This is a genomic window from Agrobacterium tumefaciens (assembly GCF_009649785.1).
Lineage (GTDB): Bacteria > Pseudomonadota > Alphaproteobacteria > Rhizobiales > Rhizobiaceae > Agrobacterium > Agrobacterium tumefaciens.
The window spans coordinates 26,327-53,059 of sequence record NZ_WJOK01000017.1; the positions used below are offsets into that span (position 1 = coordinate 26,327).

Consider the following 26,733-nt stretch of genomic DNA (forward strand, 5'->3'; position numbering starts at 1 on the left):
AAAGTCAGGGGATGGTACAGGACATGGACGCTATTGTGCAGGACGACTTCAACAAGGTTCAGCCGATGACCGAGGGCGAGAACCTCTGGGACAGCCCCGCGCGCTTCATCAACCGCGAATTCTCCTGGCTCCAGTTCAATCGCCGTGTTCTGGAAGAAACGCTGAACACGGATCATCCGCTGTTGGAGCGGCTGCGTTTCCTGTCCATCTCCGCCGCCAACCTCGATGAATTCTTCATGGTCCGCGTCGCCGGCCTCGAAGGCCAGGTGCGCCAGAAGATTACGGTCAAGACACCTGACGGCAAGACACCGGCCGAGCAGCTGGAAGACATTCTGAAGGAAATCGACAACCTGCAGATGGAGCAGCAGGCTTCGCTTGCCGTTCTGCAGCAATATCTCGCCAAGGAAGAAATCTTCATCGTGCGGCCTGCCGCACTTTCCGAAGCGGATCGTACCTGGCTGGGCACCGAGTTCGAGGAACGTATTTTCCCGGTGCTGACGCCGCTGTCCATCGACCCTGCGCACCCGTTCCCCTTCATTCCGAACCTCGGTTTCTCGATGGGCCTGCAGCTCGACAGCGTCAACGGCCGCGAGCCGATGACAGCGCTGTTGCGTCTCCCGACGGCGCTCGACCGCTTCGTTCGTTTGCCGGATGAGAAAAACGCCATCCGCTACATCACGCTTGAAGATGTGGTCGGCCTGTTCATTCACCGTCTTTATCCGGGCTATACCGTCCGGGGATTCGGCACGTTCCGCATCATCCGTGACAGCGATATCGAGGTGGAGGAAGAGGCGGAAGATCTGGTCCGCTTCTTCGAAAGCGCGCTGAAGCGCCGCCGCCGCGGTTCGGTTATCCGCATTGAGACCGACAGCGAAATGCCGCAGTCGCTCCGCCAGTTCGTGGTGCACGAGCTTGGCGTGCCTGATAATCGCGTTGCCGTTCTACCCGGCTTGCTCGCCCTCAACACCATCTCGGAAATCGTGCGCGCACCGCGCGACGATCTGAAGTTCGAGCCTTACAACGCCCGTTTCCCCGAGCGCGTGCGTGAACATGCCGGCGATTGCCTTGCCGCCATCCGCGAAAAAGACATGGTGGTTCACCACCCCTATGAAAGCTTCGACGTGGTTGTGCAGTTCCTGTTGCAGGCTGCGCGCGACCCCGAAGTGCTCGCCATCAAGCAGACGCTTTACCGCACCTCCAACGACAGCCCGATCGTTCGCGCGCTGATCGACGCGGCGGAAGCCGGCAAATCCGTGACCGCGCTGGTCGAATTGAAGGCGCGTTTCGACGAAGAGGCGAACATCCGCTGGGCGCGCGATCTGGAGCGGGCCGGCGTGCAGGTGGTGTTCGGCTTCATCGAACTCAAGACGCATGCCAAGATGTCGATGGTGGTGCGCCGCGAGGACGGCAAGCTCAGAACCTATTGCCACCTCGGCACCGGCAACTACCACCCGATCACGGCCAAGATCTATACCGACCTGTCCTTCTTCACCTGCAACCCGAAGATCGCCCATGACATGGCGAATATCTTCAACTTCATCACGGGTTACGGCGAACCGGAAGAGGGCATGAAGCTCGCCATTTCGCCCTATACGCTGCGTGCGCGCATCGTGAAGCACATCAACGAAGAGATCGAGCACGCCAAGCGCGGTGCGCCGGCGGCGATCTGGATGAAGATGAACTCGCTGGTCGATCCCGAGATTATCGATACGCTTTACCGCGCCAGCGCGGCTGGCGTGGAGATCGATCTCGTCGTGCGCGGCATTTGCTGCCTGCGCCCACAGGTTGCGGGTCTGTCGGACAATATCCGCGTCAAGTCGATTGTCGGCCGCTTCCTCGAGCACAGCCGAATCTTCTGCTTCGGCAATGGTTTCGGCCTTCCGTCCGACAAGGCGCTGGTCTATATCGGCTCAGCCGACATGATGCCGCGCAACCTTGATCGCCGCGTTGAAACGCTGGTGCCGCTCACCAACCCCACCGTGCACGAGCAGGTTCTTTCACAGATTATGCTGGGCAATCTCATTGACAACCAGCAGAGCTACGAGATACTTGCGGACGGAACGTCGAGGCGCATCGAGGTGCGTAAAGGCGAAGAACCGTTCAACGCGCAGCACTATTTCATGACCAATCCCAGCCTTTCCGGACGTGGTGAAGCCCTGAAATCAAGTGCGCCCAAATTGATTGCCGGGTTGATTTCTTCCCGCAAGAAACAGGCTGAATGACTCGATCAGAAGCACAGGGGCGGCTGACCGGCCTTGCCCCCGTTTCCGTCATAGATATTGGTTCGAACTCCGTTCGTCTCGTCGTATATGAAGGTCTTTCCCGCGCGCCCGCCGTGCTGTTCAACGAAAAGGTCCTTTGCGGTCTCGGCAAGGGACTGGCCCTCACGGGCCGGATGCATGAGGAAGGCGTTAGCCGGGCTTTGATGGCGCTGCGTCGCTTCCATGCGCTTTCCGAACAGGCGCAGGCGCAGCAACTCTACGTACTGGCGACAGCGGCAGCGCGTGAAGCGGAAAACGGCCCGGATTTCATCCGTGAAGCCGAAGCCATACTTGGTTGCGAGATCGAGGTCCTGTCCGGCGAAAAGGAAGCGCTTTATTCCGCCTATGGCGTGATCAGCGGTTTCCACGACCCGGATGGCATTGCAGGCGACCTGGGCGGCGGTTCGCTGGAACTCATCGACATCAAGGGCAAGAACTGCGGCGAGGGCATCACCCTGCCGCTCGGCGGCCTTCGGTTGTCGGAACAATCGGATGGCTCGCTGGAGAAGGCGACGACAATTGCCCGCAAGCACGTCAAATCTTTCGCAAAGCTGCTGGCGGCCGGCGAGGGGCGTACCTTTTATGCCGTGGGCGGCACGTGGCGAAACATTGCAAAGCTGCACATGGAGATCACGGGTTATCCGCTGCACATGATGCAGGGATATGAATTGCCGCTGGCGGAAATGCTGAATTTTCTGGAAGAAGTCATCGTCTCCAGGGATAGCAAGGACCCGGCCTGGCAGGCGGTCTCCAAGAACCGCCGTTCGCTTCTGCCGTTCGGCGCCATCGCTATGCGTGAAGTTCTAAAGGCGATGAAGCCGGCAACGATCGCCTTCTCGGCGCAGGGCGTGCGCGAAGGTTATCTTTATTCGCTGCTGACGGAAGCGGAGCGGGATACCGACCCGCTGCTGGTCACGGCCGACGAGCTTGCCATTCTGCGTGCCCGTTCGCCCGAACATGCGCGCGAACTGGCCGACTGGAGCGGCCGCACCTTTCCGGTCTTCGGCATCGAGGAGACGGAAGAGGAAAGCCGTTACCGGCAGGCGGCCTGCCTTCTGGCAGATATCAGCTGGCGTGCACATCCGGACTATCGCGGCCTCCAGGCGCTCAACATCATCGCCCACTCCTCCTTCGTGGCGATCACCCATCCGGGCCGCGCCTATATTGCACTTGCCAATTATTACCGCTTCGAAGGGTTGAACGACAACGGTACCACACAGCCGCTTGCCGCCATGGCGGGTGACCGCCTGCTGGAACTCGGCAAGTTGCTGGGCGGCCTGCTGCGCGTCGTTTACCTCTTCTCAGCCTCCATGCCCGGTGTCGTCGATCACCTGAAATTCCGCAAATCCACCAATCCGGATCTGGATCTGGAATTCGTCGTGCCACACGCCTATTGCGATTTTGCCGGCGAGCGTCTGGACGGACGCCTGCAGCAACTGGCGAAACTGACGGGCAAGCGGTTGGCGTTTGTGTTCGAGTAACGGGCAGACGCCGGCCATTTGGCACCGCAGACAGTTGTGGAGCTATACTATGACCAGCGCTGACAAAAGGCGTCGATATCGCTTGATTGAAAGTCGGCTAGCCGCGCCATGATCGTTTCGAAGGGCCAGTCCCACCAGGCGATTTTGGCAAGCTTCCCCGCCACGGTTTGCGAAAACCGCTCGCGAATGATCTTCGCGGGAACACCGCCGACGATGGTGTAGGGCGGCACGTCCTTGGTGACGACCGCGCCTGCTGCGAGCACGGCGCCGTCTCCAACCTTCACGCCCGGCAGCACGATGACCCCGTGACCGATCCAGACATCGTGACCGATGACGGCGCGATCCTCCTTGCGGCGATCGAAAAAAGCGTCGTCGCGCACCGCCTCTGTAGCGTAATATTCCGGGCAGTAGCTGAAACGGTGCATGGACGGTCGGTCCATTGGATGGTTCGGTGCGCCAATCCTGACGTCCGCGGCAATAGCGCAGAATTTCCCGATTGTCGCATCACCGACAATACAACGGGGTCCGAGGTAGGAGTAATTCCCGAGTTCGACGTTGTGCAGAGAGGTATCGGCCAAAATTTCGCAGCAGCTACCTATGTTCGAGTCCCTTATGCTTGCCGTCGAATGGATAACTGTCTCTGCGAGCTTGGGGCGATTGAGTTGTGCGGTTGAGTGCATGCCTGTCTCCGGATTTCGGCCTGCGTAACCGGCGACTATGAAGGGCATATGACGTGAAATTGCGAAGGCAAGCCGATTAGGCCAAATATCCTTTTGAAATGCAGATCGTGTACGCGCTTTGCGTGGAACGAAATCTGGCTTCACACAGGGCCGTCAGCCGCCGGAACCATCCGCGGTCGCAGCTTTTTTACTTCCAGTAATGATCGGATATGTTTTGGGCATTCTGAATGATGTGACGCGCGACTTCGGGATCTCCGCCCTCGAATGTTTCCAGGTCGGCTCCGCATAGCAGCAGGAAAAGCTGCTGGTGTGCGACAGCGGCAAAATAGTCATGAGGCGGTGGCTGTATTTCAGACCCGATTGACTGGAGTTCTTCAGCAGCTTGTTTGCTTGCACGCTCAAGCGCTGCGAAAATAGTGGACACCATCGCCGATTCTGTCCGTTGCAATATATCCTGAACCTGCCGTTCGGCGGGCGTCAGGACCGGGCAGCTCTCACTCATCGCACAACTCTCCTCTCGGCACACCTCGTTTACCTGCGGTACTATGCCATGGATTGTGTCTGCTTTGAGAGGAGAAGCTGAAGTTGTGGATTTGAAACCGCAAACGAAAAACACGACAGGCCGAAATCGGTTTGTCGCCGAGACAAACCGGTCGCCTCGCTACAAGCCGTTATTATTCAACCGTGCCCCAGCGCCTTCCTGATACAGGCGCTGAGATAGGCATATTGCAGGGGCGTGGCCCTTGCCATCGCCTCCGTGCGGGTGGCGGGCCTGTCCTCGTAACCGACCGGAATATCGAACTGGGTGAAGGTGAAATCCCAGCGGGTGCCGTTGACGATATTGTAGAAATGGTCGGCGCCGCTAACGACGGTTTTGGCGAGGTCGCCACCGAAAATATCCTGCACCACAAGAGCTGTAACGCCGCCTTGCCCCCTGGCTGGGTTTTCTCTCGACCACAGGCTGCTGGTTTCGAGCGACCAGCTTTTCCTCAGGGCGTAATACAGTCGTTCGGCATTGTCCTGCATGACGGGTCTTTCCTGTTTCGGAACCGGGTTCCGGGTCAGGTTGGGTCGGTACAGTAACGGAGCGCCGCGCTTCCTTTTGCAGGCCGCAGGAACGCTCCGTTCAGTTGAGATTGCGCCGATGCGCTGACGGTGCCGGAACGTATTCCGGCACTCCTTTCCTCACTTCGCGTCGAGAAGGTCCTTGACTTCCAGCAGGACGAACTCGTTGTCGTCGGCCTTGTCCAGCGCACGGCCGGCCGAGAAGGGCAGGTTGTTGTCGTTGCCGACGATGATATGGGTGGCGTCGACACGGTCGACATTCTCGATGGTCACGAACGGCATGTCGTAGAAACCGTTGCCGCCGCCCTGATGCTTCCTGTTATCAGGATCGGAGATCTTCAGCAGATCGATATAGCCGATCTTGCGCGCCGCCTTGCCGGCATTGGCGTCGTTGAATTCGATCTTGTAGATGCGCTTGACCTTGGAAGGTACGGCAAAGCAGTTTACGTCCGGCTTCTTCGGGTCGGCGCAGGCCTTGTCGGCGGTGCCGGCGCCATTGTCACGCTCGATGACCAGCGCGGTGCTCTCGTCCAGCATGTTGAAATCGCCGATGGCTTCGCCACCTTGCGCCAGTGGGTAGAGCCAGGTGCGGCCTGTCCATTCCTTCTTGGCGGTATCGAGCTCGATGATGCGAAGGGCGGTTGAGCCGTCTTCGGTCTTTTCGACCTGACCTTCGGCGGTGTAGAGCGGGCCTTCGAGAAGGCCGTAGAGCTTCGAGCCGTCCTTGGAGAGCGCCATGCCTTCATAACCACCTGATCGTTTCAGGTTGAAAGCGGGCATTTTCTGCGTGGGGTTGCCGGGCAGTGCCAGGGTCGGATGATCCGGGGACTTCACCTCGATATCGCCGGCCTTGGTGGCGATGACGTCGGTCAGCTTGCCGTCGCGGGTGAATTTCAGGATGTAGGGACCGAACTCTTCGCCCACCCAGAAGCCGTCGGCAACGGGCTGAATGGATTCGACGTCGAAGTCGGCGCCCGTCAGGTAACGTTTGGTCGAACCTTCCATGACGATGGGGAAGGGAGCTTTCTTGTCCGGGTCGGAAAGGAACACCGTCTCCAGCGCGTTAACCTTGCCGGCATCCCAGTCGAATTTGATGTGGTGGAGCATCAGCATGGCATCGCTGGAGTTGAGCTTCGAGCCGAAACCATTGTCGGAAAGGCTCCAGAAGCTGCCGTCCGCCATGGCCTTGATGCCGGAAAAGCCCTGCATGGCCTGGCCGTTGAACGGCATGGAGAGGCCGGTCGGGCGAACGCCATCCTTGCCGGGCACGGTGCCGAGACCCTCGGCGCGCTTGCGGTCGGCCGTCGTGAACTTGGCGGATGTCTTGAGGTATTCCGGCGCATCGGCAGGTGCTGCGATGATGGTGTTGGCGGGCAGAATGGCGTGCGAGACCAGCTTTGCCGGAAACTCCTGCTCTGCATGGGATGCGGTTGCGAGCGCAAGAACGGCGAAAGGTGCGAAAAGAATATGCTTCATGGTGGAGACCCCTCAATGCCTGTTGAAGACAGGACTGAGGCGATAGGGGTGCCACATGACAGGCAGGTGATTGCAGTTTGAAGCTTTGATGAATTTTGATGACGGGCGGCCTCGGAAACGAAGCTACCCGTTTGTTTTCAGGGGTTTTTTCAGGCGGCTGGGGCCTGATATTGGCTGAGCGTACACACGCCGAGCGTCTGCCCGCGTCCCTTGACAGCATGTTCGCCGAGATATTCGCTGCGAACACCTTTGGGTAGCACCAGCTGATGGGCGAGATCGGCAGAAATCAGCACGGGATGGCCGAGCATCTTGCTCAGTGATTCGAGCCGCGAAGTGGTGTTCACCGTGTCGCCAAAATAGGTGATCTTGTGGTGATCGACGCCGATTTCGGCTGTTATGACCGGCCCGCCATGAATCGCAAAGCGAAGGCGCGGCACTTCACCGAAACGGGCGAGCCACATGTCGCGCTTGTCCTCGATGGTCGCCTGGATATCGAAAACACAGCGCACGCAGGCTGCCCGCCTTATCGCCATGTGATAGGGCCAGGTGATGATGGCCGCGTCGCCGATGTAGTCGTCAATGACGCCGCCATGTCTTCTGACGGGGGCTGCGTAGCTCGCGAAGATTTCGCCCAGAAACTCCTGCGCCTTCAGGTCGCCATGGGTTTCGGCAAACGAAGTGGAGCCGACGAGGTCGATGAAGATGAAAACGCGGTCTTCGCTGACTGGACGGCGATAGCGCCCAAGTATGAGATCGATGAAGATGTCACGGCCCAGCAGTTCGCGCACGCGCATGATGAAAACGATGATGCCGCAGACGATGAGGGTGAAGATCAGTGTCTGCACCTCGGCATGCACCGCCCGTTTCCAGGTGCCGGGAAATATGCCGCTAACCCACAGAATGGTACCGCCAAGCCCGAAGCCACAGAAGACGAGGACGGCGTAGATGATGAGGCCGACGGCAATATAGGCCGGTGTCGGCAATGCGCTAACCTGCCGCGACAGACCGGGCAGCACGTAACCACGCTCGAAGGCGAGGATTGGCGCACAGGCGAACAGCGCATAGGTGGCGCCAATGAGCGCGCCGCCGCCATATTCCAGAAACGCGTAGGCCACCCCGCTGCCGGCCACGGCAACGAAGAGCACCACGTAATCCAGAATGGGCAGCAATTTTCTCATGTCGGTTCTTGATCTCGGGGAAGGGAAGCGTCGTGCCCCCGTCAGGCGAAGCTTCTGTTCAAGTCATATGCGACATTAATGTGGAAAATGCGCTGCAAAAAGTGACCATTCGGTAAGGTCACATGAAGGATTGGAAAGGCTGTTGCCCCGTTGCCGCAAAAGGGCTGTGAACCCGGCTCTACTACTTAATAGGATGTTCTGTAATAGACCGTTTCAAGCGGGGATTGCGGACGGTCGTCCGGCGAGCGGTTCGACCATGTGACTGGGAAGGCGGCAAAACGCAGCCGGTTGCCGTCTATCCATGCCCGGTCGAACAGGGTTTCTCCCTTGCTGGCAAAGGTGATGGCCGCGCAGGTCCGACCATCGACATCGAAGGGAATATTCTCTTTCCAGCCAGTCAACCCGCAGCCGATACCCTTCGGGTCACCATTATAATGCTCGACAACCGCGGGGTCGTTGGGCGTCATGGCGATTGAGGTGACGGTATGGGCAAAGAGCATGCTGTCGTTGTCCTTCAGGCCACCATCCAGCGTGCCTTCGTAACGCACCTGCACCGTGGGCTGCTGGCAGCTGCTGCGGGCGTAAATCTGTGAGACAGCATGCATGCGGCCACCGCGTATGGTGATGCGAGTGACGATGCCGTGACGATCGTTCTTGCCGATCTTAAGGCAATCGGTCGTCCATTCGCCCTGAAGATCGACCTTGCCGTCATCGGCGCGCGCTGACGTGGATGAAAGAGTAGGGAAAATGCCTGCGGCCGCGATAGATGCGGCCAACAGCAGAGCACGGGCAGGTTTCATGGAAATACCCTCAAAGCGAGACCATCTGCAAAGAGATGGACCGCGATGCGGGCAAAATTTGGGTTGGCGCAGGTCCAGTAAAAGCAGAGACGCTTTTGCATCCGGACAATGCGCAAAACTGCGCGAGGCGCGGGCGATCAGGCCTCGCTCACCGCCACATCAACCGCCTCGACCTTCTTGCCGGCGAAACGCAATGCCACTTCGCCATTGATGAGCTTCAGCGCCACATCGCCAAACAGTTCGCGCCGCCAGCCGGTCAGCGCTGCCACGGTGGCAGCCTCGCCCTCGGAAGCGATCTTGTCCAGATCTTCGCTGTTGGCGATGACCTTTGCTGCGACGCCGTGCTTGTCTGCCGTCAGCTTCAGGAGAACTTTCAACAGCTCCACGGCAGCGCCGGAGCCTTCCGGTGCGTGGCTGTGACGTGGCGCCTTCGGCATTTCCTCTTTCGGAAGTGCCAGCGCCGCATTCACGGTCTCGATGATGGCCGTGCCGGAGGAAGAGCGCTCCCAGCCCTTCGGGATGGTGCGAAGCCGCGACAGCGCCTCGGTGTCCTTCGGCTGCTGCTGTGCGATTTCGAAGATCGCATCGTCCTTCAGCACGCGTGAGCGCGGCACGTTGCGCGACCGCGCCTCACGTTCACGCCATGCGGCGACAAATTTGAGGATGGCAAGTTCCGTCGGCTTGCGCAGGCGCGATTTCAACCGCAGCCAGGCATCGTCGGGATGCATGTCATAGGTTTCGCGCGATTCCAGAATGTCCATCTCTTCGGTCAGCCAAAGCGAGCGGCCTTCACGCTCCAGCTGCGCCTTGAGCGCCAGATAGACATCGCGCAGATGGGTGACGTCGGCCAGCGCATAATCCAGCTGCTTTTCCGTCAGCGGGCGGCGGCTCCAGTCCGTGAAGCGTGAGGATTTGTCGATCTGCACATTCTTGATCCTTTGGACAAGCTGGTCGTAAGAGATCGAATCGCCGAAACCGCACACCATGGCCGCGACCTGCGTATCGAAGATCGGGTGCGGAATAAGCCCGCCAAGATGATAGATGATTTCGATATCCTGACGCGCCGCATGGAAAACCTTCACGACATCGGGATTGGCCATGAGTTCGAACAGCGGCGTAAGGTCGAGGCCCTTGGCGAGCGGGTCGACCAGTACCTCAAGGGTAGGGCTCGCCATCTGCACGAGACAAAGCTCGGGCCAGAAGGTCGTTTCACGCAGAAACTCGGTGTCGATGGTAATGAATTCCGATTTCGCCAGTTCCGTGCAGGCTTCGGCGAGGGCGGCAGTCGTTTCAATCATTGCAAATGGCCACTCGTGAAAATTATCCGTCTTACTTTCCCTTTGCCGGGCGCATGTCAATACAAAGCCCGCTTTTGAAGGCTCAAGGATCGTTTTTCTCAGGTGGTTTTGGCGTCGGCCCGTCGTTTTTGGGTGGTGCAGGGGCGGCCAGCTTCTGAAAATAGGCCGAGGTGCGCAAAAGCGGGCGGAACCGCCAGTTCCGCGCCTCGACGGGTACTCCCTCGCGCACCCGTAGCCGGTATATGGTGTAGGCGATGAAAACGATCTGGATCGCGGCCGTGTAGCTGAACAGCGCTTTGGGACCGAACTGGTCGATCAGGACGGAGGCGAGCAGCGGCCCGACGGTTGCACCCACCGACCAGAAGAACAGCAGCCCGGCAGACACCATCGCATGTTCGCCCTCTTTGGCATGGTCGTTGCCATGGGCGGAACTCAGTGAATAGAGCGGCAGGGCAAAGGCGCCGAAAACGAAGACGCCGATGATGTTGCTCCATTCGTCCGAGCCGGCGAACAGGGCGAGAAACAGACCGACAATCACGGAGCAGGCCGTGGTAGCGAGAATGATGATGCGGCGGTCGTAACGGTCGGAATAGACGCCGAGCGGATATTGCAAGACCACGCCGCCGATGATGCCCGCACTCATGAAGGTGGCGATGGCGGTGACGGAAAGGCCGATCTGTTCGGCATAGATTGGCCCGATGTTGCGAAAAGCCGCCATGCTGAGGCCGACAGCCACGCAGCCGACGACGGCAAGCGGTGAGATGCGCCACACCGCGAAAAGATTGAACGGGATCTGTTTCGGCGGCGCGGGGTTGGATTTGTCGGCAATCGAGATCGGCACCAGCGACAGCGTGAGCGCCATGGCGATCAGCGAAAACACCACGGGCCCGTCAATGCCGGCGACGGGAATGATATATTGGGCGAGCGTTACGGAACCGAGATCGACGAAACGATAGATGGACAGCGTGCGCGCACGGTTGGAATTCGTCACCTGCGCATTGATCCAGCTTTCGATCGCGGCGAAAAGGCAGGCGACAGCAATACCGATGACGAAGCGCATCAACATCCAGAACAAGGGATGAAGGACAAGCGGCATGGCGATCGAGGCGGCCGATGCGACCGCCGCCATGGTGGCGAAGGTGCGGATATGGCCAATCTTGCGCAGAAGGCGCGTCACCGAAATGCAGCCGAGCGCGAATCCGATACTGTAGGCGGCGCTGATGAGGCCGATGGTGCTGGCCGAAAACCCTTCGGACAGGCCCCGCAGCGCGATATAGGTTCCCTGCAGACCGTTGCCGCCAATCAGAATGCCGGCGGTGACGAGAAGCGGGATAAGAGGTCTGATCTGGCTCATTGCGGGCCGACTCGGTTTGGCGGGCTGAATAAGCACTATCTAAAGCGAAGGTGCGCGAAAGGACAGGCTGAACGCGACATTGTTGTGCTTTGCCTTGACAAATCGGGCTGGTCATGCGCTTTTCCGGCAAATTTCGACAGTGCCGCCCATCTGGCCCACGACACGCTCCAGGATATTAAAATGCATCGTTACCGCAGCCACACCTGTGCCGCTCTCCGCAAGTCCGACGTCGGCGAAACCGTTCGCCTTTCCGGTTGGGTTCATCGCGTGCGAGATCATGGCGGCGTTCTCTTCATCGACCTTCGCGACCACTACGGCATTACCCAGGTCGTGGCCGACCCCGATAGCCCGGCCTTCAAGGTTGCCGAGACGGTGCGCGGTGAATGGGTGATCCGCATTGACGGTCTCGTCAAGGCGCGGTCCGAGGACACCATCAACAAGGGCATGGCCACTGGCGAGATCGAGCTTTATGCGCAGGAGATCGAGGTTCTGGGCGTTGCTAAGGAACTGCCGCTGCCCGTCTTCGGTGAGCCTGAATATCCCGAAGATGTTCGCCTGAAGTATCGCTTCCTCGACCTGCGCCGCGAAACCCTGCACAAGAACATCGTCAAGCGCACGCAGATCATCTCCTCCATGCGCAAGGGTATGGGCGATCTGGGCTTTGCCGAATATACGACGCCGATCCTCACCGCATCCTCGCCGGAAGGCGCGCGCGACTTCCTCGTTCCCTCGCGCATCCACGAAGGCCAGTTCTTCGCGCTGCCGCAGGCCCCGCAGCAGTACAAGCAGCTTCTGATGGTGGCCGGTTTCGACCGCTACTTCCAGATCGCTCCATGCTTCCGCGATGAAGACCCGCGTGCAGACCGTCTGCCGGGCGAATTCTACCAGCTCGACGTCGAAATGAGCTTCGTGACCCAGGAAGACGTCTGGACCACGATGGAGCCGATGATGACGGCCGTTTTCGAACAGTTTGCCGAAGGCAAGCCGGTGACGAAAGAATGGCCGCGCATTCCCTATGACGAATCGATCCGTAAATACGGCTCCGACAAGCCGGACCTGCGCAACCCGATTGTCATGGAAGCCGTGACCGAACATTTCGATGGCTCGGGCTTCAAGGTTTTCGCCAACATGATCGCCTCCAACCCCAAGGTGCAGGTCTGGGCTATCCCGGCCAAGACCGGTGGTTCGCGTGCATTCTGCGATCGCATGAACGCCTGGGCGCAGAGCCAGGGCCAGCCGGGCCTCGGCTACATCTTCTGGAAGGAAGAAGAAGGCAAGGTTGCCGGCTCCGGTCCGCTTGCCAAGAACATCGGCGAGGAACGCACCGAGGCGCTGCGCCAGCAGCTCGGCCTTGAGGCGGGCGACGCCTGCTTCTTCGTCGCGGGCGATCCCGCCAAGTTCTACAAGTTTGCCGGCGAGGCGCGCACCCGTGCCGCCGACGAGCTGAACCTGATTGACCGCGACCGTTTCGAAATGTGCTGGATCGTCGATTTCCCCTTCTTCGAATACAACGACGAAGAAAAGAAGATCGATTTCGCCCACAACCCATTCTCCATGCCGCAGGGTGGCATGGAAGCGCTGGAAGGGCAGGATCCGCTCTCCATCAAGGCTTTCCAGTATGACGCGGTCTGCAACGGCTTCGAAATCGCCTCCGGCTCTATCCGTAACCAGTCGCCCGAGCTGATGGTCAAGGCTTTTGAAAAGGTCGGCCTGTCGCAGAGCGACGTGGAAGAGCGCTTCGGCGGTCTCTACCGCGCCTTCCAGTACGGTGCGCCTCCGCATGGCGGTTGCGCCTTCGGTATCGACCGCGTGGTCATGCTTCTGGTTGGTGCGAAGAACCTGCGCGAAATCACGCTGTTCCCGATGAACCAGCAGGCGCAGGACCTGCTGATGAACGCGCCGTCCCCGGCAACGCCGACCCAGCTTCGCGAGCTGGCGCTGCGCGTGGTTCCGTCCAAGAAGGACTGATCTCAACCGCCACGGGTTTTGAACAAAAGGACTGGCGGCGACGCCGGCCCTTTCTGTTTCTGCAACGAACGTGGGAAAGTCACAATTTTACCGCGAGTTTAACGGAATTCCGAACGTAATCAGCCGGAATCCGATCCCAGTATAGTTTTGCGCTCATTTTGGGGACGCAAAGACTATCGGGGATTTTAAACTTGGGACAGCGCCGGCCGAACTTCGCTTGGGGTTGCGGCGCGATCATATTTATAAGGATTTCAGAATGGCACATGTATCGGAAAAAGACCTCGCCCCGGCCGGTGGGCAGATGCCGCCAGCCCCGCCTCGCAACGGCTTCGGCGTCAGCCTGCGCTCACCGGGCGCCAAGTTTCTGATGATCGGTTTCATATCGATGGTTCTGCTCGTACCGCTGCTTCTCGTCTGGGCGCTGACGGAAGAGCGCGCCTCGCGGGCCGAGGATGTTTCGGGCCGTATCGCCAGCGGCTGGGGTGGCGATCAGGTGGTGAACGGCCCTTATCTCGCCGTGCCTTTCGACGTGGAAAGACGCCGCGAGGTGAACGGCCAGAGCATCGTCGATCGCACGACCGAATGGGCGCTGGTCATCCCGGAAACGCTTGATGTCACGGCCGATCTGAAGACCGAGGAGAAGCGGCTGTCGATCTACAGCCTGCCGGTCTATAATGGCGACCTTGTCCTCAAAGGCCGGTTCGGTGCCGGCATCCTTCAGGATCTCGCCCGCTTCTCCGGCACGCCCCGCCTCGACAGCGCCATTCTCGTTCTCAGCATACAGGATATGACCGGCATTCGCTCGAGCGCCGGTGTCAGGATCGATGGCGGTTCCGTATTGCCGTTCGATCCCGGCATGCGTGATATCTCTGTCATAGCGCCCCGCACGGGCGCGCAGGACATGTCCATCAGGTCCGATGCCGGCGTGCACAGATCGATCGAAAGAGGCCTTGTCGAGAAAGGCTTCGATTTCGATATAGCCTTCTCCCTGAATGGTTCCGGCAGCTTTGCCGTCGCGCCCGCCGGCCAGACCACCAGTTTGGCGGCCAAGGCCAACTGGCCGCATCCCGGCTTTGAAGGCCTGTTCCTGCCGGAGGAAAAGACCGTCACAGCCTCGGATTTCACGGCCAACTGGACAATCCCCTATCTCGCAAGGGGCATAGACCGCGTGGTCGAGAGTTCGCGCCTGCCGCTGACCGACAGCCTGATGAGGATCAACCTCGTCGAGCCCGTGAAATTCTACCAGATCATCGCCCGGACACTCAAATATTCGATAGGCTTCATCTCTCTGGTGTTCCTGGCCGTCTTCATCGTCGAACTGAGGGGCGGCAGCAGCGTGCACTGGATCCAGTACGTGCTGACGGGGCTGGCGCTGATCGTTTTCTACGTGCTGCTGCTCGCACTTGCGGAACATACGGGCTTCACCATCGCCTACGCTGCGGCGTCGCTTCTGACCGCGCTCCTGATCTCTTCCTATCTCGGAAGCGCAACCCGTAGCCGCAAGAACGGGGTAGCCCTGTTCACGGTTCTGGCGGTGGCTTATGGGGTCATGTATCTGGTTCTGAATGAGGATGAATATGCGCTGCTGGCCGGCGCGTTGATATCTTTCATCGCCATTGCTGCCACCATGTTCGCAACCCGCAGGGTCGACTGGTCGGGAACCGGCCCAACCCAGCACAACACCAATATTGGTCGCAGCGAAGCCTCGTAAGGCGCATCGCCAGCATCGAAAGGCGGGCAGACAACTTGCTGCCCGCTTTTTTGCCGTCTATAGGTGGAGCATTCACCACGGACCCGGTGAAATTCCGGGTGGCTCTTCTGGCCGCCGATCCGCCAGACAACGCAAAGCACCGACATTCTTTTTCAATCTACCGGACACGTTTCCGGCCGGTGCGTCATACTTTGCGAAAAAATCAAATGAACAGATTTCAGACTTACAGACGTGAGTGGTTTTCCAATATTCGCGGCGATGTGCTTTCCGGCATCGTCGTCGCACTCGCGCTCATTCCCGAAGCAATCGGCTTTTCCGTCATCGCCGGCGTCGATCCGAAGGTGGGGTTGTTCGCTTCTTTCGCCATTGCCTGCGTCTGCGCCTTCACCGGTGGCCGTCCGGGCATGATTTCCGCGGCAACCGCCGCCACAGCCGTCCTGATGGTGACGCTGGTGAAGGAACACGGCCTGCAATATCTCTTTGCGGCGACCATCCTCATGGGTGTGCTGCAGATCGCTGCGGGCTTTGCAAGGCTCGGGCGGGTGATGCGCTTCGTCTCGCGCTCGGTCATGACCGGCTTCGTCAATGCGCTGGCGATCCTGATCTTCATGGCGCAATTGCCCGAGTTGATAGGCGTGCCTGTCGCAACCTACGTCATGATCGCGGCTGGTCTTGCGATCATCTATCTCTTCCCGCTGGTCACGAAAATCATCCCGTCGCCGCTGGTCGCCATCGTCGTTTTGACCTGCGTGGCGGTGTTTTTCGGCATGGATATCCGCACCGTCGGCAATCTCGGCGAGCTGCCCTCGACGCTGCCGGTCTTCGCCCTGCCACAGGTGCCGCTGACTTTCGAAACGCTGCAGATCATCTTTCCGTATTCCGCAGCGCTGGCTGCCGTCGGTCTCCTGGAATCCCTGCTGACGGCACAGATCGTTGACGACATGACAGATACCGGCAGCAACAAGAGCCGGGAATGCATCGGGCAGGGGACAGGCAACATCGCCTCCGCGCTGATCGGCGGGATGGGCGGCTGCGCCATGATCGGCCAGTCGGTCATCAACGTCAGATCCGGCGGCAGGGGCAGGCTCTCCACCTTTGTGGCGGGCGCCTTCCTGCTGTTCCTCATTCTGGTGTTGGATGATCTTGTCCGCATCATTCCAATGGCCGCTCTTGTGGCTGTCATGATCATGGTTTCGATCGGCACCTTCTCGTGGCGTTCGATTCTCGATCTCAGCCGCAATCCACCGTCTTCCAGCATCGTCATGCTGGTAACGGTCGGGACCGTGCTGGCGACCCATGATCTCGCAAAAGGCGTGCTCGCAGGCGTGCTTCTCTCAGGCGTGTTTTTCGCGGGGAAGGTTTCAAAACTCTTCCACGTTCGTCCAGAGCTTGTCGCGGATGGTCGGCACCGCATCTACCGCGTCGATGGGCAGATTTTCTTCGCCTCGACGGAAAGCTTCATTGCCGCCTTCGATTTTGCCGAAGACGTGGAAACGGTCACCATCGACGTCACACAGGCGCATCTGTGGGACATTTCGGCTGTCGGTGCGCTGGACAAGGTCGTGCTGAAATTCCGCAAGACCGGCAAGACGGTCGAGGTGATCGGCGTCAACGAAGCGAGCGCCCATATGATCGACCGTTTCGCCCTGCACGACAAGCAGGATGGAGCGACAGCCCCACTCCACTGACCAGAAGTAAAAAGCCCCGGCGTAACCGGGGCTTTTTGTTGTGCTATTCGTTTGCCGTCACCGTGACGCCGAGCATTGTCGGCAGGGTGTTCGGCGCGCCCATTGCGGCGCCCATGATCATCGGGAAGGGAACCGGCTTTTCCGGTTCGGCCGAGATGGAGAAGCTCTTCGGATTGTCGATATAGGCGTTGATCGCAGCCGACACCATGTTCTGCAATTCCGGAACGTTGAGCGAAGCCATCATGATGGGCGCCATGCCCTTGATGGTCTGGGAAAGCTGATCGCTGGTCATACCCTGCTGGCTTGCAGCGTAGTCGATGGCGCGCTTGGTGATGCTGGCATCTTCGAAGCTGATTTCGGCATTAACGAAGGAAAGCTGCTGCATCAGGCCGAGCATGGCAAGGCCCGCTGCCTGTTCCGCCTGTTCCTTGTTCGGATTTGCAGCCTGCGCCTTCACCGTCTCCTGCATCGATTTGATGAAGGCGAGTGTGTAACCGGAGAAACCGAACGACATGTTGAGACGGCCGACCTTGTCGAGGTCGATGGCATATTCCTCGACGTCTACGGTGCCGGAGGCAACTTCCCAGCTTCCGCTCATGGTCATGTTGCCGGAAAGGGCCTGCAGATTGAGCTTTTCAATTGCGTCCTTCGTGGCCGGATCGTTGACTTCACTGAGATCGGCTTTGAAGCCGGATGCGTCGAGATCGAAGCCGATCGAGGCCTTGTCGTCGCTGACAGACATCGTTGCGCTGCTTTCCTCGAGCGAGAAAGCCTGCTTGCCGTCGATGGAGACGGAAATCGGACCGCTATGCGCCTCGTCGTAGAACATCAGCGCGTCAATCGTGCCCGTCGTCGCATCGGCAGGGATGGTGAGACCTGACATGTAGATGTCGTTAGCCTTGATCTCCACGTTTTCCTGCTTGTAATCGACATTGTCGAAGCGCGCGTTCTTGATCTTGTAGCCGCCGTTGTTTTCCTCGACGCCTTCAAGGGTGACGTTGCCGACCGGAATTTTTTTGGCCGGATCGGCAGCCGCATTGAAGGTCACGCCGTTCAGCGTCACCGTGTCGCCGTTGACGGCGACGGATCCGGCGGCAATTTCACCGCCCTGCGCGGCGTAGGCGGCATTGATCTTTTTCAGAACGTCGTTGCCATCCAGTGCGAATGCCGGTGCGGAAAGCGCGAGAAGCGCGGCACTTGCGAAAAGAATCTGCCGGGTGGATTTCAGTCTCATAGTGTTTCTTCCCTCAATGTGCGGATGTGCACCGTGTTCTAAATGTGAATGGTGACATTTATATTCGCGATTATTCAAAGGTCTACAGGATTTAGATCGATTCGTATGACGGCGGCATTGCGGCATTCGCAACGCAGTTAATAAAAATCCTCACAAAAGGCGTCGTTTCGTCCACAGCCGAGACCCCCGAATTCCTTGCCGGGAATCGGCATTTCGGCTAGTCAAGCACCATGGGAAAAAATCTTGTACCTCCGTCAGGCGGAGACGATAACATTCATCCGGTCGATTTGAAGGCGGCGCTTGAAGAGCGCTACCTCGCTTACGCCTTGTCCACGATCATGCATCGTGCGCTGCCGGATGTACGCGATGGACTGAAGCCGGTTCACCGCCGCATCATCCACGCCATGAGCGAAATGGGCATCCGCCCCAACTCGGCTTTCAAGAAATGCGCCCGTATCGTCGGTGACGTTATCGGTAAGTTCCATCCGCATGGCGACCAGTCGGTCTACGATGCGCTGGTCCGTCTCGCGCAGGATTTCTCGCAGCGTTATCCGATCGTGGACGGGCAGGGCAATTTCGGCAATATCGATGGCGACGGCGCCGCCGCCTATCGTTATACCGAAGCACGCATGACCGATGTGGCAGCGCTGCTGCTCGAAGGCATCGGCGAGGACGCGGTTGACTTCCGCGCTACCTATAATGAGGAAGACGAGGAGCCGGTCGTCCTGCCGGGCGCGTTCCCCAATCTGCTTGCCAACGGTGCCTCCGGCATCGCCGTCGGCATGGCGACGTCCATCCCGCCGCACAACGCCCATGAACTGTGCGACGCAGCTCTGCATCTCATCAAGCATCCGGATGCGACGGTTGAAAAGCTGGTGGAATTCATTCCCGGCCCCGACCTGCCGACCGGCGGCGTGATCATCGAAAGCCGCGAGAATATTCTCGAAGCCTATAAGACCGGGCGCGGTGGTTTCCGCGTGCGCGCCAAATGGGAAACGGAAGACCTCGGACGTGGCGGCTATCAGATAGTCATCACCGAAATCCCGTTCCAGGTGCAGAAATCGCGGCTGATCGAAAAGATCGCCGAGCTGCTGCTTGCCCGCAAACTGCCGCTGCTTGAGGATGTCCGCGACGAATCGGCCGAAGACGTGCGTATCGTGCTGGTTCCGAAAAACCGCACTGTCGACGCGACGCTGCTGATGGAATCGCTGTTCCGTCTGTCCGACCTTGAAAGCCGCCTGCCGCTCAACATGAACGTACTGTCGCTTGGCAGGGTGCCGAAGGTCATGGCGCTGAACGAGGTGCTGAGCGAATGGCTGGCACACCGCAAGGACGTGCTGGTCCGCCGTTCCCGCCATCGTCTCGCGGCCATCGATCGCAGGCTCGAGATTCTGGGCGGCCTGCTGGTCGCCTATCTCAATCTCGATGAGGTGATCCGTATTATCCGCGAGGAGGACGAGCCGAAACAGGTGATGATGGCCAAGTGGTCGCTCACCGATAATCAGGCCGAAGCCATCCTCAACATGCGTCTGCGCAATCTGCGCAAGCTTGAGGAATTCGAAATCCGCAAGGAGTTCGACGAACTCAGCAGCGAGAAGGCTGAAATCGAGGGTCTGCTCGCCTCCGATGAAAAGCAATGGCAGACCGTCGCCTGGGAAATCGGCGAGGTCAAAAAGAAATATGCCAAGGCAACCGAGATCGGCCGTCGCCGCACGCAGTTTGCGGATGCGCCGGATGCCGACATCGAGGCCATCCAGCAGGCGATGATCGAAAAGGAACCGGTCACCATCGTCATCTCGCAGAAGGGGTGGATCAGGGCGCTGAAGGGGCATATGTCCGATACGTCGGCTCTCACCTTCAAGGAGGGCGATGGCCCGAAGCTCGCCTTCCCGGCGCAGACGACCGACAAGTTGCTGCTGTTGACCACCGGCGGCAAGGCCTACACGCTCGGCGCAGACAAGCTGCCGGGCGGTCGCGGCCATGGCGAGCCGATCCGCATCATGGTCGATATGGAGAACGATCAGGACATCCTGACGGCCTTCGTTCACGATCCGTCGCGCAAGCTTCTGCTCGTCTCGACTGGCGGCAACGGCTTCATCGTGGCCGAAAGCGAAATGGTCGCAAATACCCGCAAGGGCAAGCAGATCATGAATGTCGCCATGCCTGACGAAGCCAAGCTCGCCGTACCTGTTACTGGCGACCATGTCGCCGTCGTTGGCGAAAACCGCAAGCTTCTGGCCTTCCCGCTGTCGCAGGTGCCGGAAATGTCACGCGGCAAGGGCGTGCGCCTGCAACGCTACAAGGACGGCGGCGTGGTTGATGTGAAATGTTTCGCGCTCGCAGACGGCTTGAGCTGGTCCGACACGGCCGGGCGCCTCTTCACCAAGGTCGGTGAGGAATTGCGCGAATGGCTGGCAGACCGCGCCACCGTTGGCCGCACCGTACCGAAGGGCTTTCCGCGTAGCGGGAAATTTGGCGGGTAAATCCGTCCTCTCTCGATATAAACAGAAGAAGCGCCGCATATCGAAAGACGTGCGGCGCTTCCGTTTAATCGAGTGGGACGACGTGGTCGCGTAGAAAAAGATAAACGCCGTCCTCATCAATGTTGCCGGCAGCGACGTCGAGAACAAAAGCGATGACATCAGCTTGCTCGGCGTGGATTTCATGGCCGTTGATGAACAAGAAGGTGTAGGCCGCTAGAAACGCGGTTCGTTTGTTTCCATCTGAAAATGGGTGGTTGCGGGCTATCCCGTAAAGATAGGCGGATGCAAGCCTTAGAGCGTCTTCCTCACCGTAGGCGGCTTTGTGAAGGGGGCGTGCCAAAGCTGCCTCAAGTGCGTTCTCGTCTTTTAGACCTTGCAGGCCACCATGTTCAACAAGTTGTTCCCGATGTATTATTTCAATGGAAGTTCGGGACAGCCACTTAATTTTTTTCATTTTGCGAGTTCTCTCAGCGCCACATGGTATTTCTTCATGCCGCGCCGGGCAGCTTCAAGCTGCTCGCTCAAATCCGCTTGTTCAGGGACGAGTTCGATGTTCCCGGAGACTTCCCTTAGTTCAAGGGTATCACCCGTCTTGAGACCCATGCGATCCAGGACTTCTTTTGGGATGATAATGCCTTCGGAATTACCGATTTTCCGGATTGTGATGTTCATGACGCCAACTCCTGTTATAACCAAGTTATAACATGGTCGTCACGGTGAGACAATGCCGGTGTTGGACTGGATCTATTCGGCTGTCTCTACCGCAGGCAAATAAACCTCCCACCCACGCGGTGTCAGATGCTCCTGCGGGTGGTAGCGCGTCTTGTAGCCCATCTTTTCAGAACCATCGACCCAGTAGCCGAGATAGACGTGCGGCAGGCCGAGCGCGCGTGTGCGGGTGATGTGATCCATGATCATGAAAGTGCCGAGCGAGCGCTTTTCTAGATCGGGGTTGAAGAAGGAATAGACCATCGACAGCCCGTCGCTCATCACATCGCTCAGCGCTACGGCGAGAAGTTCACCTCGTTTGCTGGAATCGATGCCGGAGCCGGGCTCTCGCACACGGTATTCGATGATGCGGGTGTTGACGTGCGTGTCTTCGATCATGATCGCATAGTCGAGCGCCGACATGTCGGACATGCCGCCTGACTGGTGCCGATGGTCGAGATAGCGGCGAAACAGTGAGAACTGTTCGGTGGATGGCTCAGCGGCATGAACGGTGGCGACGACATCCTTGTTGATGGAGAGAACGCGCCGCATCGATTTCGTCGGCTGGAACTGTTCGGCAAGGATGCGCACGGAAACGCAAGCTCGACAGGTTTCGCACGCCGGGCGATAGGCGATGTTCTGTGAACGCCTGAAGCCGCCCTGGGTCAGAAGGTCGTTCATTTCCGACGCACGCGGGCCGACCAGATGCGTGAAAACCTTCCGCTCCATCTGGTTCGGCAAGTAGGGGCAGGTGGCCGGTGCCGTAAGATAGAATTGGGGAGAGGGCGTCGCCTGCGTGTTCATCGAACCGTGATCGCCTCCTGCGTCTGTTGTGAAAGCGCGCCGCGATTTCACGGGGTGCGGCGACGCTTCAAGCGACATGCATAATGGCACAGAATGGCAAAATGACGGAAAACGTCAACTGCACCATGCGCTATTTGCCTGATATGCAAGCCACGTTTTCGTGGCTTTCCCTTATATCAGTAGGTTCTGACCATGACGGTGCCGAGCAGGAAGTCGTGAACGAGGCGAGAGCGCTCCGTAAAAAGGCCTGCAAGCAGGATAAGCGGCGTCAAAACCGAGTTGATGATCCAGAAAAGCGCAATGTGCACGGTGGCCAGAAGGAAATCGATTCGCCGTCCGTCCATGCGCGCCATCGCGATGCCCATCGCCCGCATGCCAGGTGAGGCCTGCGACGGGCCGCTGAGCGTTACGCCGAAATAAAGTACCGCGACGATGACGAACAGGGCCGGATAGAGGAAGAAGCCGAGACCCAGCGTAATCACGCCGAGAAAGAAGACGATCACGGCCGCCGGAATGCACAGCAGGAGAACGATCGCGTAATCGATCAGGAAAGCGAAGATGCGTCGGCTCAGGACGCCGCTATAGGCGCGCCAGTCGTCCGGTGCGACATAGGTAGGGTTCTGGTCGAGGTTCATCGGTCGTTTTCTCCTGAGAAGACATGACAGCTCGAAACGCGCTTTTCGTCAGGCAGCATTCCGTGTCAGCAAACAATATGGGAAGAAAACGACCGAATACAATAAGCGTCGGCTGTCAGCCCTTCGCGAGTTTGCGCGCGGCTTCCACTGCGAAATAGCTCAGAATGCCATCACAGCCTGCACGCTTGAAACAGAGAAGCGTTTCCATCATCACGCGCTCGCCGTCGATCCAGCCATGCATGGCCGCTGCCTTGATCTGGGTATATTCACCGGACACCTGATAGGCGAATGTGGGCAGCCCGAAATTCTCTTTCAGCCGCCAACAGATGTCGAGATAGGGCAAGCCCGGTTTGACCATCAGCATGTCAGCACCTTCTTCCACGTCGAGCGCTGCGTCGCGGATTGCCTCCATGCCGTTGGCGGGGCTGATGTAATAGCTGTTCTTGTCCCCCTTCAGCAGTCCGGCCGTCGAAATGGCCTCGCGATACGGACCGTAATAGCCGGAGGAGAATTTTGTGGCATAGGCCATGATGCCGACGTTCTGGTGCCCGGCCGCATCCAGGCCGCGGCGGATGGCGCCGATGCGGCCATCCATCATCTCGGACGGAGAAATAATGTCCGAACCGGCATCGGCCTGAAGGATTGCAGCACGAACGACCTGGTCCACGGTCTCGTCATTGACGATTTCGTCGCCGCGCAGAATGCCGTCATGCCCATGGCTGGTGAAGGGATCGAGCGCAACATCGGTGATCATGCCGATATTCGGAACCGCTTTTTTGACCGCGATGGTCGCCTGATTGATGAGGTTGTTGGCCTCGAGCGCATTCGAGCCGGTCTCGTCGCGCAAGTCCATCTCGATATTCGGGAAGGTCGCAATCGCCGGAATGCCGAGATCGGCGGCTTCCTTCGCCGCTTCGACCAGCTTGTCGACGCTCATGCGGTTTACGCCGGGCATCGCCGGTATGGGATCGAGGATATTGCTGCCCGGTACGATGAAGACCGGCCAGATGAGATCATCGACGGTCAGGCGGCTTTCCTGAACCAGACGGCGAGTCCAGTCGGCCTTGCGATTGCGGCGCATGCGGCGATGGCCGGTGATCGCGTCGACCAGATGCGTTTTGTCCTGCATGTAAGAATGTCCTTCGTATCCCACCTAAGTCAGGAAAGCTGCATAACACGAAGCAAGCGCCGTGCGAATGCGACAATGTTTCCCCCTGGACTTCCCCGGTGGACGAGGGTGCTTTGACAAGGCAAGCCGCCGAATTCAATATGGGCTGGTCGCCCGCCCGTGGAAACCGTATCTTCCGGCCATGGAACCTGATTCTCAACCTCTGCCGAAACGTCCGCTGACGGAAATCCTCTTTCTGGTCTTCATGAGGCTGGTCGCGGTTTCCTGTTTCTGGTTCGGCCTGCAATATTGGGCGATGCTGACGGGATATTCTCTCGGCGGGCATGGGCGGTTCGATATGCTTAACCTGCCATGGCGAGTGGCGGGTAGTGCGCTTGCGGTGATTTTCCCCGTCGCAGCGCTCGGTCTCTGGCTCGGCGCCTCCTGGGGGGCAGTCATGTGGGTCTTGGGTGCCGGCACCCAGATCGCCATGTATAAGGTGTGGCCATATATCTTCGGCGCCAACACGCTTGTACCCGTCATGCACGGTCTCGTGGCAACCATTTATATACTATTCCTGGTCGCTTTTTGGCTCGATCAGCGCCAGAATGAAGAGCGCGCAAGAATTGATTTACCATAAGAATAAAGCAATTCAGCCTGGTTTTCGGTCGAATTTTATTGCTAAGTCTTTGATTTGTAATGCATGGTGATAAGCCAGTCCCGCTTCGCCACAAGTTTGACCCACTTGGGAAAATGCAGGTAAGCATTTGTTAATCGTAGCTTTTAAGTAGAATTTTATGCGCATTGATTAGGTTCTCACTCAAGGCGGGAGACAAACAAACACACCGCCAAACAAAACAGTGAGGCAGTCATGATCAATAGCAAAGCAAAGCCGCAGGCCGTTGTTGCCGACGCACATGAAGATACCATCCGTTCGCTCTACATGGAGTCGCTGCACCTGGTGGAACGTCTCCACCGCCGCCTCCTCGATGTGATCAAGGACGAGTTCGATCGTCAGGGTCGCGATGATGTCAACGCCGTTCAGGCGCTCCTGCTGTTCAACATCGGCAATTCCGAACTGACGGCCGGCGAGCTTCGTTCGCGTGGTTATTACCTCGGATCGAACGTCTCCTACAACGTCAAGAAGCTCGTAGACCTCGGTCTCATCAACCACCAGCGTTCGCGTGTCGACCGCCGCTCGGTCCGCATCAGCCTGACTGAAAAAGGCCAGGAAATCGCAGAAACGGTTGCTCACCTCTACGAGCGCCACGTCGGCTCGATCGAAAAGGTCGGCGGCATCGGCACCGGCGAGTTCTCCGAAATGAACAAGCTGCTGCAGCGCCTCGATCGCTTCTGGAACGACTCTATCGCTTATCGCCTTTAATTCGACAGAACATTGATAGCGTTGCGGATTTATAAGCTTTCAATGTTACGTAGAAGCAAAAGTAGGAAATGAGAATGTGGGCTGTGGCGCATGATAGCGCCACTTCAAGATGCAGCGATGCTCAACAAAATTTTAGCTTCCATCAAATCATGCCAAGGTTCTGAAGTAGTCATTCAGAAGTTGGTTGCATGTGACGGCGTCAAAAGATCGCGTACCCATAAAGTGTTCGCCCATTACGTACATGGTCGAGTTTATTAAGTCGGTGATCGCGGACATGTTCGGAGCGGCGATTCCAAGTGCGGTGCCACGCACGGTCTTCATTGAGCATCGTCGCCTGAGCCGCATTAAGTCCATGTTCATGGAGCCATACGAGAAGCCAAGATAAACCACTTGCTGTGCTTCCTCAATCAGCTCACGCATTTTTTCTGGAACAGTCTCATCCTCCACTTGCTCAGTGAACGTCCGGATGTGGCTTGCAATTTTGGGGAGCGTTTGTCCCTCCACAGAAGACCCATACGGTACAGACGTCAGGCCATTACGTTGCCAAGGCAGACGTCCAACTTGACCATATGGGTGGATAACCGTGAGTTTTCCGGTTAGCTCTTGCGCATCGGGCAGGGGGATTTGCATATAATTGCTCACCCATTGCGAAACGTAGTGTTCAATACACCGGTCATAATTAAATGTGATAAAACTGACGTTGTCGAAAAGCTTTTCGAGATCACGAGTCTGAACGCCTTCACATAACATTTTACAGAACGTATTATGCCAGATGTCGGGGTGAGATGCGAAATTAATCTGTCCATAACGGCGCTGATCGCCAGATATTTTACTGCTCGACTCCGCTTCCATGATAGTGGCGGCGATACCGAGCTTTCCCATTTGAACAATCAATTCATTATCGGAATGGGTGTGTAGAAAATTGTCGATAGATAGCGCTTGATGCATCGCTGAAGCGATGATGCGTCCTGCGTGGCAGTGCGGATTAATATCGCGCTCTTGTTTTTCGTGTAAAATATGACGGACAGCTTCGACGATCTTTGGATCACCCGCCGAAAGATCGTAACCATTGTCGAAGCGGATGTCGAGTTTCACACCAATTTTGAGCTTCAGCTCGTCACCGATTGGGAGGCCAACTTCCTTACTAGCGCCCGCGCCGACAATAAAAACGGTTTTCTTTTTAAACATGGTAGCTCCGGCAAATTACTCTATAATATAGCGCTGTGCCGAGCTGCGGATAGCTTCGTTTTGTAGTAATTCACAAGATGATTATGGCTTTTAAGGGCTTCTATTTTTGATGCGCCATATCTGATGCAACATCACAGAAATGCACGCCACAGCCTGCGAATTCTCTCAATAAGTTGGTAAAACCATTGAGAGTGTCCGATGTGTGACTAAACACCTCAGGGCGCTAACA

Annotated in this window: 23 protein-coding genes and 1 other annotated feature; of the genes, 8 read left to right on the top strand and 15 right to left on the bottom strand. The window is 58.0% G+C overall.

Features of this window, described 5'->3' with window-relative positions; translation table 11 throughout:
• Positions 1-23 precede the first annotated feature (23 nt).
• On the top strand, positions 24-2,222 hold the full coding sequence (locus tag GH784_RS18030; RefSeq protein WP_075807550.1) for an RNA degradosome polyphosphate kinase: 2,199 nt from the start codon (positions 24-26) through the stop codon (positions 2,220-2,222).
• Complete coding sequence (gene ppx, locus GH784_RS18035; RefSeq protein ID WP_003512464.1) at positions 2,219-3,742, top strand: exopolyphosphatase; 1,524 nt, start codon at positions 2,219-2,221, stop codon at positions 3,740-3,742. The genes GH784_RS18030 and ppx overlap by 4 nt, the downstream gene beginning before the upstream one ends.
• Positions 3,743-3,789: 47 nt before the next feature.
• Here ppx and GH784_RS18040 read toward each other — a convergent pair whose 3' ends face one another.
• The 8 genes from GH784_RS18040 to GH784_RS18075 all read right to left on the bottom strand — a co-directional run bounded on the left by GH784_RS18040 (position 3,790) and on the right by GH784_RS18075 (position 11,593).
• A complete protein-coding gene (locus GH784_RS18040) occupies positions 3,790-4,422 on the bottom strand; it encodes a DapH/DapD/GlmU-related protein (protein ID WP_013635872.1) in 633 nt (210 codons plus the stop codon).
• Between the two features lie 187 nt (positions 4,423-4,609).
• Positions 4,610-4,924, bottom strand: a complete 315-nt coding sequence (locus tag GH784_RS18045) for a hypothetical protein (RefSeq protein ID WP_065704763.1) — start codon at positions 4,922-4,924, stop codon at positions 4,610-4,612.
• A 176-nt stretch (positions 4,925-5,100) separates the two neighbouring features.
• Positions 5,101-5,448 carry a YunG family protein gene (locus tag GH784_RS18050; protein ID WP_003512467.1) on the bottom strand — a complete coding sequence of 116 codons (348 nt, stop codon included), beginning with the start codon at positions 5,446-5,448 and terminating at the stop codon, positions 5,101-5,103.
• Positions 5,449-5,607: 159 nt separating this feature from the next.
• Positions 5,608-6,963 (bottom strand): esterase-like activity of phytase family protein, encoded by a 1,356-nt coding sequence (locus tag GH784_RS18055; RefSeq protein WP_065704761.1) that lies wholly within the window; start codon positions 6,961-6,963, stop codon positions 5,608-5,610.
• Positions 6,964-7,112: 149 nt separating this feature from the next.
• Positions 7,113-8,141, bottom strand: coding sequence for an adenylate/guanylate cyclase domain-containing protein (locus GH784_RS18060; protein WP_003512469.1), 1,029 nt, complete (start codon positions 8,139-8,141; stop codon positions 7,113-7,115).
• A gap of 185 nt (positions 8,142-8,326) precedes the next feature.
• Positions 8,327-8,941, bottom strand: a complete 615-nt coding sequence (locus GH784_RS18065; protein ID WP_065704759.1) for a hypothetical protein — start codon at positions 8,939-8,941, stop codon at positions 8,327-8,329.
• A gap of 137 nt (positions 8,942-9,078) precedes the next feature.
• Complete coding sequence (gene rnd / locus GH784_RS18070) at positions 9,079-10,239, bottom strand: ribonuclease D (RefSeq protein WP_003512471.1); 1,161 nt, start codon at positions 10,237-10,239, stop codon at positions 9,079-9,081.
• Positions 10,240-10,321: 82 nt separating this feature from the next.
• A complete protein-coding gene (locus GH784_RS18075; RefSeq protein ID WP_065704757.1) occupies positions 10,322-11,593 on the bottom strand; it encodes an MFS transporter in 1,272 nt (423 codons plus the stop codon).
• Between the two features lie 180 nt (positions 11,594-11,773).
• Here GH784_RS18075 and aspS point away from each other — a divergent pair, with 180 nt between their 5' ends.
• From aspS to GH784_RS18090, 3 genes are all read left to right on the top strand, one after another.
• Positions 11,774-13,561: an aspartate--tRNA ligase gene (gene aspS / locus GH784_RS18080; protein WP_003512477.1), complete on the top strand. Its 1,788-nt coding sequence runs from the start codon at positions 11,774-11,776 to the stop codon at positions 13,559-13,561.
• A gap of 256 nt (positions 13,562-13,817) precedes the next feature.
• Positions 13,818-15,272, top strand: coding sequence for a cell envelope integrity protein CreD (creD, locus tag GH784_RS18085; protein WP_194842978.1), 1,455 nt, complete (start codon positions 13,818-13,820; stop codon positions 15,270-15,272).
• Between the two features lie 76 nt (positions 15,273-15,348).
• Positions 15,349-15,404 (top strand) — a sequence feature (sul1 is cis-regulatory element that is thought to sense ions involved in sulfur or methionine metabolism; They are found in Alphaproteobacteria).
• 74 nt (positions 15,405-15,478) lie between these two features.
• Positions 15,479-16,960: a SulP family inorganic anion transporter gene (locus tag GH784_RS18090; protein WP_003512483.1), complete on the top strand. Its 1,482-nt coding sequence runs from the start codon at positions 15,479-15,481 to the stop codon at positions 16,958-16,960.
• A 43-nt stretch (positions 16,961-17,003) separates the two neighbouring features.
• Here the strand turns inward: GH784_RS18090 and GH784_RS18095 are convergent, their stop codons facing one another.
• Positions 17,004-18,194, bottom strand: coding sequence for a hypothetical protein (locus tag GH784_RS18095; protein WP_003512485.1), 1,191 nt, complete (start codon positions 18,192-18,194; stop codon positions 17,004-17,006).
• Between the two features lie 230 nt (positions 18,195-18,424).
• Between GH784_RS18095 and parC the strand changes: the two genes are divergently transcribed.
• Positions 18,425-20,677: a DNA topoisomerase IV subunit A gene (gene parC / locus GH784_RS18100; protein ID WP_013635880.1), complete on the top strand. Its 2,253-nt coding sequence runs from the start codon at positions 18,425-18,427 to the stop codon at positions 20,675-20,677.
• Positions 20,678-20,741: 64 nt separating this feature from the next.
• Here the strand turns inward: parC and GH784_RS18105 are convergent, their stop codons facing one another.
• The 5 genes from GH784_RS18105 to hemB form a co-directional block, all read right to left on the bottom strand.
• Entirely contained in the window at positions 20,742-21,131 is a 390-nt protein-coding gene (locus GH784_RS18105) for a type II toxin-antitoxin system death-on-curing family toxin (protein ID WP_065688205.1), read from the bottom strand.
• Positions 21,128-21,349, bottom strand: coding sequence for an AbrB/MazE/SpoVT family DNA-binding domain-containing protein (locus tag GH784_RS18110; protein WP_038490623.1), 222 nt, complete (start codon positions 21,347-21,349; stop codon positions 21,128-21,130). Before GH784_RS18110 ends, GH784_RS18105 begins: the two co-directional genes overlap by 4 nt.
• 72 nt (positions 21,350-21,421) lie before the next feature.
• The gene (locus GH784_RS18115; protein WP_065704982.1) at positions 21,422-22,189 is read right to left on the bottom strand and encodes an arginyltransferase; all 768 of its coding nucleotides are present in this window, start codon (positions 22,187-22,189) and stop codon (positions 21,422-21,424) included.
• Positions 22,190-22,365: 176 nt separating this feature from the next.
• A complete protein-coding gene (locus GH784_RS18120; protein WP_003512493.1) occupies positions 22,366-22,824 on the bottom strand; it encodes an RDD family protein in 459 nt (152 codons plus the stop codon).
• A 115-nt stretch (positions 22,825-22,939) separates the two neighbouring features.
• On the bottom strand, positions 22,940-23,953 hold the full coding sequence (gene hemB, locus GH784_RS18125) for a porphobilinogen synthase (protein WP_003512495.1): 1,014 nt from the start codon (positions 23,951-23,953) through the stop codon (positions 22,940-22,942).
• Between the two features lie 181 nt (positions 23,954-24,134).
• Between hemB and GH784_RS18130 the strand changes: the two genes are divergently transcribed.
• Complete coding sequence (locus tag GH784_RS18130; protein WP_003512497.1) at positions 24,135-24,572, top strand: DUF6163 family protein; 438 nt, start codon at positions 24,135-24,137, stop codon at positions 24,570-24,572.
• 234 nt (positions 24,573-24,806) lie between these two features.
• Positions 24,807-25,316, top strand: coding sequence for a transcriptional regulator LdtR (gene ldtR / locus GH784_RS18135; protein ID WP_025593036.1), 510 nt, complete (start codon positions 24,807-24,809; stop codon positions 25,314-25,316).
• A 147-nt stretch (positions 25,317-25,463) separates the two neighbouring features.
• Here the strand turns inward: ldtR and GH784_RS18140 are convergent, their stop codons facing one another.
• Positions 25,464-26,504: a hypothetical protein gene (locus GH784_RS18140; protein ID WP_065704755.1), complete on the bottom strand. Its 1,041-nt coding sequence runs from the start codon at positions 26,502-26,504 to the stop codon at positions 25,464-25,466.
• Between the last annotated feature and the right edge of the window lie 229 nt (positions 26,505-26,733).